The 18,272-nt window shown below is 33.0% G+C and carries 16 protein-coding genes; 6 read left to right on the forward strand and 10 right to left on the reverse strand.

The window, feature by feature from the left end:
- Window positions 1-169 precede the first annotated feature (169 nt).
- From fdhD to B6C84_RS04795, 4 genes are all read left to right on the forward strand, one after another.
- Window positions 170-982, forward strand: coding sequence for a formate dehydrogenase accessory sulfurtransferase FdhD (gene fdhD / locus B6C84_RS04780; RefSeq protein WP_086320259.1), 813 nt, complete (start codon window positions 170-172; stop codon window positions 980-982).
- A 332-nt stretch (window positions 983-1,314) separates the two neighbouring features.
- Complete coding sequence (locus B6C84_RS04785) at window positions 1,315-2,133, forward strand: purine-nucleoside phosphorylase (RefSeq protein WP_065613350.1); 819 nt, start codon at window positions 1,315-1,317, stop codon at window positions 2,131-2,133.
- A gap of 75 nt (window positions 2,134-2,208) precedes the next feature.
- Window positions 2,209-3,447, forward strand: coding sequence for a nucleoside permease (locus tag B6C84_RS04790; protein ID WP_086320260.1), 1,239 nt, complete (start codon window positions 2,209-2,211; stop codon window positions 3,445-3,447).
- A 174-nt stretch (window positions 3,448-3,621) separates the two neighbouring features.
- Entirely contained in the window at window positions 3,622-4,521 is a 900-nt protein-coding gene (locus tag B6C84_RS04795) for an EamA family transporter (protein ID WP_086320261.1), read from the forward strand.
- Window positions 4,522-4,582: 61 nt separating this feature from the next.
- Here the strand turns inward: B6C84_RS04795 and dsdC are convergent, their stop codons facing one another.
- Complete coding sequence (gene dsdC, locus B6C84_RS04800; protein ID WP_065651816.1) at window positions 4,583-5,524, reverse strand: DNA-binding transcriptional regulator DsdC; 942 nt, start codon at window positions 5,522-5,524, stop codon at window positions 4,583-4,585.
- A gap of 1,046 nt (window positions 5,525-6,570) precedes the next feature.
- Between dsdC and B6C84_RS04805 the strand changes: the two genes are divergently transcribed.
- The gene (locus B6C84_RS04805) at window positions 6,571-7,044 is read left to right on the forward strand and encodes a hypothetical protein (RefSeq protein ID WP_065613356.1); all 474 of its coding nucleotides are present in this window, start codon (window positions 6,571-6,573) and stop codon (window positions 7,042-7,044) included.
- An 82-nt stretch (window positions 7,045-7,126) separates the two neighbouring features.
- Here the strand turns inward: B6C84_RS04805 and amtB are convergent, their stop codons facing one another.
- The 9 genes from amtB to B6C84_RS04850 form a co-directional block, all read right to left on the reverse strand.
- Window positions 7,127-8,407 (reverse strand): ammonium transporter AmtB, encoded by a 1,281-nt coding sequence (gene amtB / locus B6C84_RS04810; protein WP_086320262.1) that lies wholly within the window; start codon window positions 8,405-8,407, stop codon window positions 7,127-7,129.
- A 20-nt stretch (window positions 8,408-8,427) separates the two neighbouring features.
- On the reverse strand, window positions 8,428-8,766 hold the full coding sequence (gene glnK, locus B6C84_RS04815; protein ID WP_065613358.1) for a P-II family nitrogen regulator: 339 nt from the start codon (window positions 8,764-8,766) through the stop codon (window positions 8,428-8,430).
- Window positions 8,767-8,991: 225 nt separating this feature from the next.
- The gene (gene dgt / locus B6C84_RS04820) at window positions 8,992-10,476 is read right to left on the reverse strand and encodes a dGTPase (protein ID WP_086320263.1); all 1,485 of its coding nucleotides are present in this window, start codon (window positions 10,474-10,476) and stop codon (window positions 8,992-8,994) included.
- A gap of 23 nt (window positions 10,477-10,499) precedes the next feature.
- The gene (purK, locus tag B6C84_RS04825; RefSeq protein ID WP_086320274.1) at window positions 10,500-11,564 is read right to left on the reverse strand and encodes a 5-(carboxyamino)imidazole ribonucleotide synthase; all 1,065 of its coding nucleotides are present in this window, start codon (window positions 11,562-11,564) and stop codon (window positions 10,500-10,502) included.
- Between the two features lie 7 nt (window positions 11,565-11,571).
- On the reverse strand, window positions 11,572-12,072 hold the full coding sequence (purE, locus tag B6C84_RS04830; RefSeq protein ID WP_065579296.1) for a 5-(carboxyamino)imidazole ribonucleotide mutase: 501 nt from the start codon (window positions 12,070-12,072) through the stop codon (window positions 11,572-11,574).
- A 201-nt stretch (window positions 12,073-12,273) separates the two neighbouring features.
- A complete protein-coding gene (locus B6C84_RS04835; protein WP_065613362.1) occupies window positions 12,274-12,624 on the reverse strand; it encodes a RidA family protein in 351 nt (116 codons plus the stop codon).
- A gap of 24 nt (window positions 12,625-12,648) precedes the next feature.
- Window positions 12,649-14,652 (reverse strand): excinuclease ABC subunit UvrB, encoded by a 2,004-nt coding sequence (gene uvrB, locus B6C84_RS04840; RefSeq protein ID WP_065579298.1) that lies wholly within the window; start codon window positions 14,650-14,652, stop codon window positions 12,649-12,651.
- Between the two features lie 384 nt (window positions 14,653-15,036).
- Window positions 15,037-16,509, reverse strand: coding sequence for a molybdate ABC transporter ATP-binding protein ModF (gene modF, locus B6C84_RS04845; RefSeq protein WP_086354367.1), 1,473 nt, complete (start codon window positions 16,507-16,509; stop codon window positions 15,037-15,039).
- 15 nt (window positions 16,510-16,524) lie between these two features.
- Window positions 16,525-17,301, reverse strand: a complete 777-nt coding sequence (locus tag B6C84_RS04850; RefSeq protein WP_086354368.1) for a TOBE domain-containing protein — start codon at window positions 17,299-17,301, stop codon at window positions 16,525-16,527.
- A 208-nt stretch (window positions 17,302-17,509) separates the two neighbouring features.
- Here B6C84_RS04850 and modA point away from each other — a divergent pair, with 208 nt between their 5' ends.
- Complete coding sequence (gene modA / locus B6C84_RS04855; RefSeq protein WP_086320266.1) at window positions 17,510-18,262, forward strand: molybdate ABC transporter substrate-binding protein; 753 nt, start codon at window positions 17,510-17,512, stop codon at window positions 18,260-18,262.
- The last annotated feature ends 10 nt before the right edge of the window (window positions 18,263-18,272 follow it).

Here is an 18,272-nt window from a genome sequence, read left to right on the forward strand (position 1 = left end):
GGCTTTATTTTAACACAACAAATATATGATAGTTCTAATTGGACTAATCATTGGTAGAATCTAACAAAGTCAACCAACCTAAATATTGGCCTTTTTATTGCTGCTAAGCTAAGTTATTATATTTAAAATGATAGCTAGATTTAGTCAAACAATTATTTCGAGATAAACCATGACAGTGGGCATTAAAAGCTTTAATGTAAATAAATTTAAACATGGTCAATTACAGCCGTCTGAAGATGATACTGTAGCCACAGAAAAACCAGTGGCGCTAATTTATAATGGTATTTCTCATGTCGTCATGATGGCAACCCCGAAAGATCTCAATTATTTTGCTATTGGTTTTTCATTAACTGAAAGAATTATAGAATCAGTTAGTGAAATTTATGGCATTGATATTATTGAAACAGTACAAGGTATTGAAGTCCATATTGAACTATCGTCAAGACGTTTTATGCAATTAAAAGAAAAGCGTCGCAATTTAACTGGTCGTACTGGTTGTGGTATTTGTGGTACAGAACAAATAGAGCAAGTTTGTCAATTTACTCCCCCTCTTTTATCAAACAATAAAATCCGTTTATCTGATTTTCATCATGCCCTTGATTATCTAACCAAAGTACAAACTGTTGGAGGACAAACCGGTTGTACACATGCGGCTGTATGGTTGGATTTAACTGGTAATTTTATTGCTGGATTTGAAGATATTGGCAGACATGTTGCATTAGATAAATTGTTAGGTTATCGAGCAAAAATACAACAAGAAACTAAGCAAAACATACAAGGAATAATTCTTGTTTCAAGCCGAGCTAGTTATGAAATGGTACAAAAAACAGCTCGTTGTGGCATAGAAATTCTATTTGCCGTATCAGCCGCAACGACAATGGCAATTGAACTAGCTAAACAAAGTAATTTAACTTTAGTTGGTTTTTTTAGAAACACCCAAGGAGTAATTTATACCGATAGTCAACGAATCACTGAGAAATAGTCTATCAATAATAAATTCAGACTGAACAATTATTTTACATAATCAATAAAATAATTAACCATTCAATTTATTGATTTTTCATATAAAAATAAATTTAATTCAATATATATTATTTCACACCTTTCTTTATTTATCGAAGATCATCATAATATACGCCGAAAATAAGAACAACTTTGTTTTTATTATATATTCTTTTTTAAATGATTGTTCTATTTTTAATCAATTATCAGTTATTGATATTATAAATAATTTTACATAACTGATTAATAATCATAATGATTTTTAATCGTGTTATCAATTAAGCGTATACTTAAATTTGAAAGGATAGTGTCATGCATCAAACAGTAGATATACAACAAGCAGTAAACTATATTCAACAACAAACTAATAAAAAACCAACAATTGGAATTATACTTGGATCTGGTTTAGGCCCTTTTGCCGATACTCTTGAAGATGCAGTACACATTCCTTATGACAATATCCCTCATTTTGCCAAATCTGCTGCTGTCGGTCATGCTAATGAATTAGTTATTGGTAACTGTGGCGATAAAACCGTTGTTGCCATGAAAGGGCGCTTTCATTATTACGAAGGTTTTTCATTGGATCAAGTTACCTTCCCTGTTCGGGTAATGAAAATGCTTGGCGTAGAAAAACTTATCATTACCAATGCCTGTGGTGCAGTTAATACCAGCTTTAAACCTGGTGATTTAATGATAATTACAGATCACATTAACTTGACCGCTAATAATCCATTAATGGGGCCAAATAATCCAGAATTAGGCGTACGTTTTCTTGATGTAAGCGAAGTATATAATAAACAATTACGCGCAACAGTTAGCGAAGTTGCTAAAGAACTTAATATCACGTTACAACAAGGTGTTTATGCATGGTGGACAGGCCCAACGTATGAAACGCCAGCAGAAATTAGAATGATCAGAGTATTAGGTGCTGATGCTGTAGGTATGTCAACCGTTCCAGAAGCAATCATTGCTCATCATTCAGGTATTAAAACCATCGGAATCTCATGTTTAACCAATATGGCTTGTGGCATTTTAGATCAACCTTTAGGTCATGAAGAAGTTATTGAAACCGCTGAACGAGTTAAATCAACTTTCTTACAATTGATTACTAAAACAATTGCTCGTTTTTAGTTTTTAATAAGTCATTCTAAAAAGTAATTTTTTATAATTTTATATTAGCAGTTCACTTTATTTTGGATATAAATAATGAACATAAAACATAGATTACAAGTCATGATGTTTTTCCAATATTTTATTTGGGGAAGCTGGTTAACAACTTTTGGTATTTATTTGATCAATACGTTGAATTTTTCTGGTTATGACGTTGGTTTGGTTTACAGTACTAAAGGCTTTGCTGCATTAATTATGCCATTTATTATTGGTATTATTGCCGATAAATTTATTCCACCTAAATACTTATTTATGCTTTGTCATACTATTTGTGCTATTGCATTATTTTATGCAGCCTCAGTAACAACACCCAACCAACTGTATTGGGTGATGCTGGTTAATGCAATGGCTTTTATGCCAACTATAGCATTATCTAATTCATTAAGTTATCACTGTTTAGATAAAAGTAATTTAGACACTGTTACGGTTTTCCCAAAAATCCGTGTTTTTGGAACTGTAGGTTTTATTATCGCAATGTGGACCATCAGTTTACTAAAATTCGATATAAGCAATGCTCAGCTCTATATTGCCTGTGGGGCTTCCATTATTTTAGTTATCTATAGTGCGACATTACCCAATATTGAAATCACCAAAAACCAACAACAATCATGGATTTCACGTTTAGGTTTAGATGCATTTGTGTTATTTAAAAAACCAGTAATGTTGATATTTTTTCTGTTTTCGATGTTGTTAGGTGCTATATTACAAATCACTAATACCTTTGGTGGTGCGTTTTTAAAAGATTTTGGCAGAATTGCCGAATTTCAAGACAGCATAATTGTTCAACATCCAGCGATATTATTATCTGTTTCGCAAATGGCTGAAGTTGCTTTTATTTTGACTATCCCATATTTTCTTAACAAATTTGGCATAAAGAAAGTCATAATGATCAGCTTAATTGCCTGGACACTTAGATTTGGCTTCTTTGCCTATGGTGATCCAACACCATTTGGTTTTGTATTATTGATGCTATCAATGATTGTATATGGTTGTGCATTTGACTTCTTTAATATCTCAGGCTCCATCTTTATTGAAAAAGAAGTTAATGCTAATATACGTGCTAGTGCCCAAGGGTTATTTATGACCATGGTTAATGGTATCGGTGCGATTATAGGTTCATTTATTAGTGGTATTGTGGTTGATATCAATACACATGATGGATTAAAAGATTGGCACTCAATATGGTTAAGTTTTGCTGCTTACGCATTAGTTTTAGGTATAGTATTTTATTTTACCTTTAATTATGATCAACATAAAACCGAATCTGCGAAGTAATAACTTATCAATATAAATAAGGGATAACCCATCCCTTATTTATCCTCTGTTTTTTGAGTATTCCCATACCGTAAAAATAGTGACATAAAGCCACAAGATATTTCTTGTTGGTTATAATTTTTATGTGCCAATAATTGACGGCACATATAGTTTTAAAAGTAATGAGATTTAGTTATGAAAGAAAAATTTTTAGGTGGTTTATTAGTTTTTTTAGGCGCTTGTAGCTTCGGCGTTCTCTCTTCTATTGTCAAGACCGCTTATAAATCAGGTTATACACTTGGCCAAGTGACCGGAGTTCAATGTTTCTTAGGTATGCTGATATTATGGGGGATCCATTTTATAGTAAAAGCTACCAATAAAAATAAAGCAACGAATAAACACAAAAAAAGCTCAACTAAAAAATGGCATGTATGTGCCGTTGGTATATTTCCCGGTTTAGTTGGGATTTGTTATTATCAATGCGTGCAATTGGTTCCAGCATCTATTGCTATTATTTTGCTTATGCAATATTTATGGATAAGTGTAATTATTGATTTTGTTATTTTTAAAAATAAACCAACACCTATTCAGTTAGTGACTATCATTACAATTATCATTGGAAGCTGTTTAGCAGCAGGTATATTCAATCAGACCATTAAGTTGAATTTAACGGGTTGTTTATTTGGCTTTTTAGCTGCTTTAATGTATTCGCTTTTTATTACCACTAGTAGCAATATTGGTAACGAATTACCAAAATTAGAAAAAAGTGCACTCATGATAACCGGAGCTTGTATTGTCACCTTTATTATTTTTCCACCACTATTTTTCTTTGAATTAAATATTGATGATAAAATTTACCAATTAGGTTTCTTACTGGCATTATTAGGTACTGTCTTACCACCTTTTTTATTCTCGGTAGGTATTCCAAAAATTGGCATCTCATTAAGTGCTATTTTATCAGCGGCAGAACTTCCCGTTGCGGTAACATGCTCTTATTTCTATTTGAGAGAATCGGTATATTTAAACCAATGGATTGGGGTGATCATTATTTTGTTGGCAATTGCCTTACCTAATTTAAAACACCTGAAAAAATAATAATCCTGCAATGTATTAAGTGTAGTAATAAAATTACTGCACTTAATTGTCTTTATCATAATTACTCTTGTACATGGCTTTTAAGCCATTGTACAAAAACATCTATTTTAGGATTATATCTTTCATGTGAGCGGCAAATATAATAACGCTGTGCACATGGTGCTTCCATATCTAAAAAAGGGGCTATCAGCTGACCCGATTCAAGATATTTTTTGATAGTCTGCTTTCTACCAATGGCAATTCCTGCATTATTGATTGCAGCAGCAATGACATGGTCTGAACGATCGAATAACAAATTTTGCATTTTAATAAAATCAAAAGATAACGAAAAGTAATTTGCCCATGTGCACCATTCATCAAAACTAAAATCTAGCATATCACCTGAATTATAATGTAATAAAATACATTTTTTTAAATTTTCGATATTGCAAAGTAGATTAAATTGCTTAGCATAATCAGGGGTACATACCGGAATAAGTGTTTCACTAATTAAATGTTCACAATTTAATTCATCATAATGCAAAGAATCATAATAGATTGCTAAATCAACTGGATATTGGTTGAAATTAATAGGTGTATTTCCTGATATCATATTCAAATTGATATGCGGATAAGATTCTGTAAATTGCGATACTTTAGGGATCAAATATTCTTGAATAAAAGAGGGACAAGAGTAGATCGTGATAGCGCCGGTAACATCCTTATTTTTAATATCGACAATTTCTTGATTTAAAATACTTAATGATTTTTTAACCACAGCAAATAAATTCTTACCATCATTGGTCAAAGTTATTCTTCGGTGAAATCGGTTAAATAATTTAAAATTGAGTTCTTCTTCAAGTTTATTAATTTGATGACTCACAGCACTAGGACTAATACAGAGTTCTTCAGCGGCAGAAGCAAAAGATAAATGGCGAGCGGCAGACTCAAACGTATGTAACTTCGATAATTGATAACGATTAATAAAACGGCTACTATTTGATACTTTATCTTCACTATTCATTTGCAGTGATCCCAAAGAACACTATAAAAGATCATTCGACTAATCTAATCTATTACCGTTCGGAAAGCCACTATTTTTTATCAGGTTAATGTGACGTCTATGTTGCAACAATTTAGCTCATGCAAAGTTAACAATAGATCATTTGTCAAATACTAGACAAAAAAAACAAAAAATACTAGTATTTATTACTGTAAAAAGTGTAGTATTAGCTAAGGCATTAGAGAAAAGTAATCTATATTTTTTATAAGTTTTAATATCTATAAAATAAAGTCTTTACCGTGGTTGATATAATTTGTTATTTAGTACATTTAGTAAAATGACACAAATGAAGTAATGTTATCTGTAGGTATTGAAAAGTTTATTGATCGTCTCAATATCATAATTGATATTCTAAATTAAGAATGATTAGCGTTGCTTTGATAAGAATAAGTTGTTTTTCAAAAGATATTTTTAGTAGCGTAATAACATAAAATTAAGTCCGAAATGATAATTTAATAAAGTCTATCCTTTTTTTAGTGAACGTTTTCCAGAAGATTTGATACTTCTAAAATGGACTTATATCAACCAATGATTGGCATTCGAGGTATCAATATATCTCAAATCTAAATCATCATCCTAAGACATGCAGTTTATTATTATAGATTAATAACTTAATAAACAAGCATATTAAGATTTCTCTAATTTATCTTAAACCAATTAATAAAAGCTACATAGTTATTACTATATATATTATAGATATAGTAAATATTAACCAAAGCTATGTATTTTAATAATATTTAGATAACAGGAGGCACAGCAAAATAGTAGGTTTAAAACAAGCTATTAAATAGCATGTTAGTCTTATTTATATCGTAACAAGATGATTTTTTCTTAAATCATTGGTTTTAATAGTCAGTAGTAAATAGCAGTATAGTAACAGTCTTAGTTGTTTTGTATGTGTAAACATAAAGTTAAACAGATATGCCTTGACAATAATGAGTATTAACACTGTTTTATTGTCAAATTTATTGTTCTATTTTTACCCTGAATTAAAAGGAAGTTACAGAATGAAGACATATAAAAAACCATTATTTACCTTAGTGCATAGCAATGATGCTATACCTGAGCATAAAACCTTAGCGTATCTTGACCCAACATTAAATGATTATACAGATCATATTGATGAAATTATTAATTTACGTATTAAGGAATTGAAACTTCACCATTCTGAATATAGGGAATATCATGATGATAAACAAAATAATAAGTCAGGTTTTTCTTTTATTTTTCAAGAAATATTTGAATCAGAACATCATAAAAAACAAATCGGTATGTTAAAAGATGAGATCTTAATTGCCAAAGAATCAAATAGAGTAAAGAAATTGCTGAATGATCGTTTAAAGGAATTTGCCAAGTTTTACCCTGAAATACAATTTAACTTGAACAATGTTCAATCCCTACCAACCAGATTTAAAGATTACCTTTTCGCTCCACCCTTAGTCTTAACTGAAGATAATACTATTATGCTTTGGGATGACTAAAAAAAACTTAACAATAATTAATAAGATAAAATCTACAGTATAGACATACTGTAGATTTTTAATTTAGATCTTCTAAATAATGTTAACTATTAAATGCACTTTCACCATGACTATTGATATCAAGTCCTTCACGTTCATGCTCTTCAGATACCCGTAAACCAACACTAAAATCAGCAATTTTATACGCAATATAAGCAATGATTGCCGTCCAAATTACACAAGTGATAACACTCATTAACTGTATACCCACTTGACTTGTCATAGTGATGCCATCGGCATAACCTGTTCCGCCTAATGACTCAGAAGCAAAGACCCCAGTTAATAGACAACCAACAATACCACATACACCATGTACACCAAATACATCACAGGTATCATCAACTTTTAAAATCCTTTTTAAAGATGAAACTCCCCAAACTCCAGCTACCCCACAAATAAGACCGATTAACATTGCTCCACCGACACCAACAAATCCAGCTGCTGGAGTGATACCAACTAATCCAGCAATCACGCCTGATGCTGCGCCCAAACATGATGGTTTACCACGTAATATCCATTCGGCAAATGACCACGCCAAAACAGCGGCAGCAGTTGCGGCAACGGTATTAATAAAAGCTAAACCAGCAATTTCATCTGCATGTGTTGACGATCCGGCATTGAAACCAAACCAACCGATATATAATATGGCTGCACCTAAATAAACATAAGGTAAGTTAAACGGTTTTAATGGTTCTCGATTGTAACCAATACGATTTTTAAGCATATAAGCACCGAGTAAACCAGCAACAGCAGCATTAATATGTACCACAGTACCACCAGCAAAATCCAATGCACCTTCATCACCAAGAATTCCACCGCCCCAAACCATATGAGCCATCGGAATATATGAGAAAGTGAACCATAACACCATAAAGATAAGAACTGCTGAAAAACGAATTCTTTCTGCAAAAGCCCCCAAGATTAAACAGCAAGTGATGCAAGCAAAAGAACCTTGAAATGCAATCCAAATCATTTCATAGATCGAACCAGAAACATCAGTAATACCGACATTAACCAATAAAAAATGGTTAAAATTACCAAAAAACCAGTTACCTTCACCAAAGGCTAAAGAGTAGCCATAAGCTATCCATAACACCGCAATCAACGAAAATGTCACTAATACTTGCGATAACATGGATAAAACGTTTTTAGATCTTAATAAGCCACCGTAAAAAAGTGCAATACCAGGCACTGACATAAATAAAACTAATGCGGTACAAATCATCATAAAACCATTGTCAGCCTTATCTGCAATTGCGACTTCATCGGCAAACACTGGACTAGCTAAAGCCAATCCGAAACAGAGAATAAATTTTTTCAACATAATGATATCCTTATTGATAATTACAGTGCTGACTCATCAGTTTCACCGGTACGAATACGAACGACATGTTCTAGCGGAGTAACAAAAATTTTCCCATCCCCTATTTTTCCCGTATAAGCAGCTTTACTGATGGTACTAATTACCTCATCAACCAATTCATCACTAATTGCTAGCTCAATTTTAACTTTAGGTAAAAAGTTGACATTATATTCTGCCCCACGGTACAGCTCGGCATGACCTTTTTGTCGACCAAATCCCTTAACTTCAGTAACGGTTAAACCAGTAATTCCAATATTGGATAGTGATTCTCTGACCTCTTCTAATTTGAAAGGTTTTATAACTACGGTGACAAATTTCATCCATTACTCCTTATTACTATTAATGTTATTTAAGTTAATGCAAGGAACATGCCAAAATTAGCATAGAATGATTAGCCATTGAAATATTTGATATTTTTAAAATTAGTTGGTAATTATTATTAAGAAAAAAATTTTGAGGAAAGGGGTTTTTAATGACAAAAATAGGCTTTCAATCGCACCAATTTGGTGCCTATGCCTATTTTTGGTGCCGATAGATATTAATAATCAGAATGTTACCATTAGTTTGCGATATTCGTCATAAGCAAAATGATCAGTCATACCACTAATATAGTCTTGAATTAATCTGCAACGATAATAGAATTCCCAACATTTAAAGCTAGAATGCTCTTTGTCCAATAATGCAATAGCTTGTTGATAAGCGACACAATGTTTTGCCGATAATTTATGATATAACCTTGTTTCAATAGGATAGTTTTTATGATTACTTGTTTTGGCTAAGTTAATAAAATCATCTGTTGCCATATTTAGCAGTGGACTATAAATATCCAATAAACCAGTGATTATTCGATAACCCTGTAATTCAATATTTTCAACCATCTCATGATTAAATATATGTTCAAATCCAACTGTTTTAAATATATTCAGTAATTTATATTCAGCTTCATGATCTTCAAGTAAAGCGTGATTAAATGAACCATGATAGATTGTTTCTATATTTTCAATGAATCGTTCTGCCGCATGAGGTACCAATTTAGCAATAGTATTTACCCGTAAATACATAAAGAATTGGTCAATGCCTATCGCTTCAAATTCATTTTTTTTCAAATTGTCATAAGGTTTATTAACAACTTCATCAAATAAATCACCTTTTTTAACTGGGCCCCATGCATCTTTTAAATAGTGGTAAAGCTGTTGCACAGTTAAAATTTTCTTTTCTACAGCATCTTCTAGATCAGCAATACAATAAGAAATATCATCCGCCGCTTCCATAATATAAGTAAGTGGATAGCGATGAAATGGTTGGATATCCAGTTGCTGTGATAATTCATTAACAAAAGATTCTTCAGACAAATAGTATCCAGGTTTTTTCATCAAATAGCTGAATTCATCTGGAATATCATTAGACCAATAAGCAGGTTTGGAATATTTTAGAATTGAAGCGATTTGTGAATAAGTTAAGTTAAGTCGAAGAATTGTATGCACCAATCGAATTGCTTGAGCATTACCTTCAAAGTTTGCAAGATCTTGGCGAATTTTTAATTTTAATGATTTGAGTGATTGCTTATCGGTCTCATTAATATTAAGTATTGGATAGCTTGAATCATTATCAATTCCCAAACGCGCAGTAAACCACTGATTGATCGCTGCTTCACCAAAATGGCCGAATGGTGGATTACCAATATCATGCATTAAACAAGCCATTTCAACTAAGCTTTCTATAGACATGACGGATTTATCTAGGCCAAACGTCTTTAATTTTCCAGAGAGACTAAGACGATTAACAATCTCCTTGACGATATAACGACCAACTTGTTGTACTTCCATTGAATGAGTAAGCCGAGTTCGCACAACAGAATTACGCTCTAAAGGAAATACTTGTGTTTTTTGCTGTAAACGCCGTATCGCTGCTGAATTAAGGATGCGACCCCGATCACTTTCAAAAAAGCGCAAGACAGAATATTCATCCGACGCTTGACGTTGTTTACTGGCATATCGTTGATAATTAATTTTTTTATTAAAATCGATCATATCGCAACCTGAAGTTCAATCAGCTATAATTTCTGTTTTGCCCACTCGATTGGTGAACCATATTCTGCTGGTAACATAGAAGCAAGTTGATTTAATGCATCAATCAATTTTGGGCGATGTTGATGGCTTAAATTGATATGACCAACTTTACGCCCTACTCTTACTTCTTTTTCATACCAATGCAAATGAACTAAATCTACCGCTAACCAATTAATGTTGAATTCGGTACCAATTAAATTCACCATCACTGATGGACAAAAAACATCTGGCTTAGGTAATGGTAAATCTAAAATAGCCCGTAAATGTAATTCAAACTGGCTAATAGAAGCACCGTTTTGCGTCCAATGACCACTATTATGTACCCTTGGAGCCAATTCGTTAATTAATAAGCTATCGCCAATGACAAAACATTCCATTGCCATAACACCAACATAATTAAGTTTATGCATAATCTTTGCTAGCATCTGCTCAGCGCTTGCCTGTAATGTCTCATTTTCACATGGGATAGCAACACTCATTTTTAATATGCCATCTTGATGCAAATTATTAGTCAAAGGATAAAAAACAGTTTCCCCTTTGGCATTTCGAGCCCCAACCAGCGACAGCTCTTTTTCAAAAGGAATCGCTTGTTCAACAATAGCATTTTCATAAACGTCATTTGGCACAGTGATGTCATCATCGACAGAAAGTCGCCATTGCCCACGACCATCATAACCACCGGTTCGACGCTTAACAATTAGTAAATCACCTAATTTTTCATAAAAATTCGGCCAATCATGCTGATTATTAACAGCAAACCATTTAGCTGTTGGTAAGTTCAGTTCATCAAATAACTGTTTTTGAGTTAAACGGTCCGCAATAATAGGAAATACATCTCGATTAACAAACTGAGGATGACTAGCTAAAATTTGCGTAAATTGCGTTTCAGGCCAACGTTCAATTTCAGCAGTAATAACAGAATTTTGATAAGGGATCGATGCCGGTTCAACATCTAGTCCTACAGGATAAACATGAATACCTAATGGTTCACCTGCCTGTCGAAGCATACGCCCTAACTGGCCATTCCCTAACACACAAACAGATCGAATTGTCATATTATATCGCTACTCTCGGATCAGGATTATTTAAAACTTCATCAGTTTGACTTAATCGCCAATTCGATAAACGTTGATAAATTTCTTGGTTATGTAATGCTAGAATTTGCGCAGCTAATAAGGCTGCGTTTGCGGCTCCAGCTTTACCAATAGCTAAAGTTCCTACAGGAATGCCTTTTGGCATTTGTACGATAGAATAAAGACTATCCACACCACTTAATGCAGCACTTTGAACTGGCACACCTAAAACAGGAACTAAGGTTTTTGCCGCTAACATACCAGGTAGATGAGCTGCACCACCAGCACCAGCTATGATGACATCAAAACCTTTTGTTTTAGCATGTTCAGCAAATTCGAATAATTTATCTGGAGTACGGTGAGCAGAAACAATTTCAACATGATAAGTAATGGCTAAAGTATCTAAAATATCAGCAGCATGCTGCATAGTAGCCCAATCACTTTTCGAACCCATTACAATGGCAATTTTTGGTTGAGTATGCATAGATGATTATAAGGAGATGTAAATATTAAGTGTCGAAAGTATACACTAAAATTTGATAAATGGGATAGCAAGAAGTATGACTTCTTATCAATAAGTTAAACTGAATATTCGGACAATTTAAGCTAATATATAAATAAAACAGCTAATCTCATAATATAACGTTATTAAATCCGCCAATATATGGCGGATAATAATATAAATTTATGGATTAACCGCAGCAACGATTTTAATTTCAACCAAATACTCTTTTTTCATTAATCCTGCCTGAACAGTACAACGAACTGGAGCTTTCCCTTTTGCTACCCATTCATCCCACGCTTTATTCATGGCAGGGAAATCACTTTTATTTACCAAAAAAAGGGTCGCATCTAAAATACGACTTTTATCACTATTTGCTCTTGCTAAAATTTTATCTATTTCAGCTAAGGCACTTTGGGTTTGCGTATAAGCATCATCACGTAAATCTGTTGGCACACTTGTATAATAGATCACATTATTATGGATCACCGCTTCCGACCATCTATCTTCGGGATCTATACGAGTAATTGTCATTATATTTTCCTTAAAAACTTTTTATTAAGATACTTTGATAAAATCAGATCGTAATTTTTTGATCTCATCACGTAAAACACCTGCTTTTTCAAATTCTAGATTTTGGGCAGCTTCATACATCATGGCTTCAAGTTCTTTGACTCTTGCTTGAACTTCTTTGACCGAAACATAATTATACTGTCCACCAGGTTCAAAAGCTTGTACTTTAGCCGTAGCTTTTTTCGTGCTTAAACCAGCATCTAAAACATCCTTAATTTCTTTACGTACTGATTTTGGCGTAATACCATGAGCTTCATTAAAATCTTCCTGTTTTTTACGACGGCGCGCTGTTTCGTCGATCGTTTTCTGCATAGCCGGTGTGATTTTGTCGGCGTATAAAATCGCTTTACCATTCACGTTTCGAGCTGCACGACCAACCGTTTGGATTAATGAACTTTCTGAACGCAAAAAGCCTTCACGATCAGCATCTAAAATTGCAATTAATGATACTTCAGGGATATCTAATCCTTCTCGTAATAAGTTGATACCAACTAACACATCAACCTTACCGAGACGAAGATCGCGAATAATTTCCATTCTTTCAACGGTATTAATATCCGAATGCAAATATTTAACATTAACATTATGTTCAGATAAATAATCAGTTAAGTTTTCAGCCATACGTTTAGTTAAAGTAGTGACTAATACTCGCTCATCTTGATTTATTCTCACTTTAATTTCAGATAATAGATCATCAACTTGAGTAGCAACCGGTCTAACTTCAATAATCGGATCTAATAAACCTGTAGGTCTAACAACCTGCTCGATAATTTCTCCACTCGATTTTTCAATTTCATATTTAGCTGGTGTTGCTGAAACATAAATTGTTTGTGGCATTATGTTTTCAAACTCTGAAAATTTTAGTGGTCGGTTATCTAATGCTGATGGTAAACGAAAACCATATTCAACTAAATTAAGTTTCCGTGATCTATCACCATTATACATCGCCCCCAATTGCGGAATTGCCACATGAGATTCATCGATAAATAATAAGCCGTCAGCCGGCAAATAATCAAATAATGTTGCGGGTGGATCTCCTGCTTTACGTTGAGCTAAATATCTTGAATAATTTTCGATTCCAGAACAGTAACCAAGTTCGGTCATCATCTCTATATCAAATAGAGTACGCTGAGTTAATCGTTGTTCTTCTAAAAGTCGATTATTATCCAACAAAACTTTTTGGCGTTCTTGAAGCTCTTGCTTAATTTCAGCAATCGCATTATCCATAATATTTCTTGGGGTTACATAGTGCGTTTTGGGATAAATAGTAATACGAGGTACTTCATTAATCGCATTACCAGTTAATGGATCAAACATAACTATCCGTTCAACTTCGTCATCAAAAAGCTCAACACGTACAGCTAGTTCATCAGAATCAGCAGGAAATATATCAATAACATCACCTCGTACCCGAAACGTACCACGACTAAAACCAATTTCATTACGGGTATATTGTAATTCAGCTAAACGCGTTAAGATTGAACGCTGATCAGTGATGGTACCTCTTGCCAAATGTAAAATCATGGACATATAAGTTTCAGGCGCGCCTAATCCATATATAGCAGACACTGAAGCCACAATCACTACATCACGGCGTTCTAATAACGATTTAGTAGCCGATAAACGCATTTGCTCAATATGCTCGTTAATTGAGGCATCTTTCTCAATAAATGTGTCAGTAGAAGGCACATATGATTCTGGTTGATAATAATCATAATAAGAAACAAAATATTCCACCGCATTATCAGGAAAGAATGCTTTCATTTCACCATATAACTGCGCTGCCAAAGTTTTATTAGGTGCTAAAATAATAGTTGGGCGATTATGCTTGGCAATAACATTGGCCATAGTAAATGTTTTACCTGAGCCCGTAACACCTAATAATGTTTGATGCGCAATCCCATCATCAAGATTTTGATTTATCCGATCAATTGCCGCAGGCTGATCACCAGCAGGTTTAAAATCAGAACATAATTTGAATTTTCTCATTACTCGCAACCTAAAATTTTACCTATTAATAAAAATTATCCCCAAAAAACACTTGACCTTTAGAAATGTTATATTTTTTGTTCAGTTAAGCTAAAAGAATGTAAAGCCGCCTTAACAAACAACCCTTGATTTATGATAACCAATTGATATATATAAATATTCAAAATCATGATTAAGTTGTAATCAAATCAAACAAAAACCTGATGAGCATTGAGGTTAACACACTTTTCAATCAACTATTCACAGACTTATCCACAGGCATAGGGGATAACTTGCTAAGTATAATCAATATAAACTTTTTTCCGGATTTTGACTAAATTTTGAGCTATTTAAAAAACTTTTTTTATTGATTATTCCTATTTTTAAAACTTAATTTAATAGCTTTTATCTAAACAATTTTTTAATACCTTCTATTTTATATTGATAGCCAACAGTCTCATTAGGCACAAAAGTTAATCGATGAGTGATGCATTTTGGCGCATCTTCTACATGATGCGAAACAAACAATAATTGTGTATTACCTTTATCAATTAAATTATCAATCCAATTTTTTACCAATTCACGATTCAAATAATCGAGTCCCTGTAATGGTTCGTCTAGAATCAGTAGCGTTGGGTGTTTAACTAAAGCCCTAGCAATTAGGACTAAACGTTGCTGCCCCCATGAAAGTGATTGAAACGGTTTCTCAGCTAATTCGGTTAAATCTAATAATTGCAACCACTGTTTAACTAATTTTAATTGTTTATCACTAGCTGTTTGATATACGCCAATTGAATCAAAATAACCTGATACCAATACATTTTCCACACTTAAACTAACTCGGTAATCTAGATGAAAACTACTACTTACATAGCCAATATGACGCTTGATGTCCCATATAGTTTCACCAGAGCCTCGCTTATGTCCAAATAGTGTTAAATCATTACTATAGCCTTGTGGATGATCGCCTGTTATTAAACTGAGTAATGTGGATTTACCTGCTCCATTAGGGCCAATAATTTGCCAATTTTCATTAGCTTTGACACGCCAACTTAATCCATTAATAATTGCTTTACCATCATATTGAACAAACCCATTATTTAAAATAATCCGATCTAAATCGTTGGGTAATGGCACAGAAACTTCATCAGGCTCTGGTAAAGTAAAATTAGATAAATGTTCTAAATTAGTAAGTTGTTTCACAGCTACGTCATTTAATATGGTGTCTTTTGTGCCATATTTCAATAGCTGACAATTAGCCAGTAATCCAATATATTTAACAAATGGAGGAATCTCATTAAAACGATTTAATACCATTACAATAGTAATATTTTGTTTTGATAGTTGGCTGAGTGTTTCAGCTAAATTAGCTCGAGATGCAACATCTAAACCATCAAAAGGCTCATCTAAAATTAATAGTTCAGGTTCACTCATTAATGTGCGACAAATTAAGGTTTTACGAGTTTCTCCGGTAGAAAGATATTTAAAACGACGATTTAAAAGATCTGCTATACCAAATTGTAGTGCTAAACTTTCACAAAGCGCTTGGTTTTGATTATGTTCTTGGATGATCTCAGCCGTAGTTAATCCAGTATCATCTTCTTTATCACTTAGCATGTCAGTATTATTTCGTTTCCATTCATCATCGATGATCTTTTGTAAGTGCTCAAAGGATATATGCGCGATAGATTTAAAACGATTAATTACTTTCCCTGATAATACTGTTTGATCACCAGCTAACGCTTTAGCTAATACTGACTTACCCGATCCATTTCGGCCGACAAAAGCAACAATATCGCCAGCATTAATCGTCAAAGACTCGATAGTAAAAACGCGGAAATCACTAATTTTATATATTGTATTTTCAATTTGTAACATAAATACCTCAAATGACTAAACTAATGTAGCAATGATAATATGTTGAGGATCGATAGATATGGTTGTTTGCTGACCTTCGATTAACTTTACACGATTAACTTCGCTGGTTAATTTGCTTGCGTAAAGTATCATACCTGATGGCAATGAAAATGAAATTTCAGATAACTGACCATCAGTGATTATTTTTTCAACTTTAACCGTTAATTGATTTTCATTTAAATTATTCAATTCAATCAAAGGGGCTTTAATAAGTAAAAGCACGGTTTTATTAACATCTATTTTTAAACGTTCAATACTTTGCTGAGTTATATAAGCTTTTAGTTCCGTTTGATTATCATTTAATTTAACCTTTACAAATCCGGCAATATTATTGGTTTCAATACTTGCAACACTACCATAAATTTGATTACGAGCACTGGTTTGCAACGATAATTTAGCAGTAATTTTTAAAATATCATCCAGCGCAATATTGTCATCATTTAAAATATTAAATGCATTATATTGTAGCTGAGTTAATAGATCGTAAAGTTGTATAAATCTTACAGCGTAAGCACTAAGTTTGGTACCTCCACCATTTTTTCCTCCTGTAGCGGTAATCAAAAAAGGGGTTGGAGCCAAATTATTGATTTCATTAATCGCATCCCATGCAGTTTTATAACTTATACCGATTTGTTTGGCCGCTTGACTTAATGAGCCTGTTTGCTCTATCGCTTTTAGTAGGGCAATGCGCCGTGGATCAGTAAATAATTGCTGATTTAAGTTTAAAGTTAATAAAATTTCTGCTGACAGCATTATTTTGTGCCTTATTAGATTAAATAAACCATTATTAATGGTAAAGTTATTCTATTGTAGACGTTTTTTTATTTTCCACCAAAAATTGTAATCATATCTCTTTATGAACAATAAAATTTCGCTAACAAGTAAAGATTAATTGTACATTATTGGTAAAGTTTGATAGCATCGTTATGCATTATTTTATATAACGAAAATAAGGGATAATATGAAAAAAATCACTGGATTAATAATAATATTAACAGCTTTATTTGTGAGTTTATCTGCAACAGCCAGTCAAAAAATCACAGTATTTGCCGCAGCATCGCTGACTAATGCAATGCAAGATATCGCAACTAGTTATAAAAAAGAGCATAAAGATACCGAAATCGTATTTTCCTTTGCTTCTTCTTCTGTATTAGCTAAACAAATTGAACAAGGTGCTCCTGCAGATATATTTATGTCAGCAGATCAAAAATGGATGAATTATCTTATTGAACATAAAATTACAACAGAAAAACAAAATTTGTTAAAAAATGGCTTAGTTTTAATAGCGCCAAAACAATCTAAATTAGACAAAGTAGACATTAATGCAGAGACCAACTGGCAAATAATTTTACCTAAAGGCGAAAGGTTAGCTGTAGGTGATCCTGACCATGTCCCTGCGGGACTTTACGCTAAAGAGTCTTTAACTAATTTAGGCGTATTTGATAAATTGTTACCACAAATGGCTCCAGCAAGTAATGTTCGTGATGCGTTAATGTTAGTTGAACGCAATGAAGCTGCATTAGGGATTGTGTATAGCACTGATGCAAAAGTAAGTGATAAAGTGAAGATCGTTGGTAGTTTTCCTGCCGATACATTCAAAGCTATTGAGTATCCAATAACATTATTGAAACCTGAAGCGAAAGATTTTTATCAATATTTAAATTCACCAACAGCACAAAATATTTTCCAAAAATATGGTTTTTTAATTAATTAGTATTTTGAAA

It is taken from the genome of Gilliamella apis (assembly GCF_002142155.1).
GTDB lineage: Bacteria > Pseudomonadota > Gammaproteobacteria > Enterobacterales > Orbaceae > Gilliamella > Gilliamella apis.

Excerpts from the sequence above, each read along its gene's own strand:
- B6C84_RS04785 (WP_065613350.1), top strand. The coding sequence starts at position 1,315 with ATGCATCAAACAGTAGATATACAACAAGCAGTAAACTATATTCAACAA.
- fdhD (WP_086320259.1), top strand. The coding sequence starts at position 170 with ATGACAGTGGGCATTAAAAGCTTTAATGTAAATAAATTTAAACATGGT.
- modA (WP_086320266.1), top strand. The coding sequence starts at position 17,510 with ATGAAAAAAATCACTGGATTAATAATAATATTAACAGCTTTATTTGTG.
- modF (WP_086354367.1), bottom strand. The coding sequence starts at position 16,509 with ATGTTACAAATTGAAAATACAATATATAAAATTAGTGATTTCCGCGTT.
- glnK (WP_065613358.1), bottom strand. The coding sequence starts at position 8,766 with ATGAAATTTGTCACCGTAGTTATAAAACCTTTCAAATTAGAAGAGGTC.
- amtB (WP_086320262.1), bottom strand. The coding sequence starts at position 8,407 with ATGTTGAAAAAATTTATTCTCTGTTTCGGATTGGCTTTAGCTAGTCCA.
- purE (WP_065579296.1), bottom strand. The coding sequence starts at position 12,072 with ATGCATACTCAACCAAAAATTGCCATTGTAATGGGTTCGAAAAGTGAT.
- B6C84_RS04850 (WP_086354368.1), bottom strand. The coding sequence starts at position 17,301 with ATGCTGTCAGCAGAAATTTTATTAACTTTAAACTTAAATCAGCAATTA.
- B6C84_RS04790 (WP_086320260.1), top strand. The coding sequence starts at position 2,209 with ATGAACATAAAACATAGATTACAAGTCATGATGTTTTTCCAATATTTT.
- B6C84_RS04835 (WP_065613362.1), bottom strand. The coding sequence starts at position 12,624 with ATGACAATTACTCGTATAGATCCCGAAGATAGATGGTCGGAAGCGGTG.
- dgt (WP_086320263.1), bottom strand. The coding sequence starts at position 10,476 with ATGATCGATTTTAATAAAAAAATTAATTATCAACGATATGCCAGTAAA.
- uvrB (WP_065579298.1), bottom strand. The coding sequence starts at position 14,652 with ATGAGAAAATTCAAATTATGTTCTGATTTTAAACCTGCTGGTGATCAG.
- dsdC (WP_065651816.1), bottom strand. The coding sequence starts at position 5,524 with ATGAATAGTGAAGATAAAGTATCAAATAGTAGCCGTTTTATTAATCGT.
- B6C84_RS04795 (WP_086320261.1), top strand. The coding sequence starts at position 3,622 with ATGAAAGAAAAATTTTTAGGTGGTTTATTAGTTTTTTTAGGCGCTTGT.
- B6C84_RS04805 (WP_065613356.1), top strand. The coding sequence starts at position 6,571 with ATGAAGACATATAAAAAACCATTATTTACCTTAGTGCATAGCAATGAT.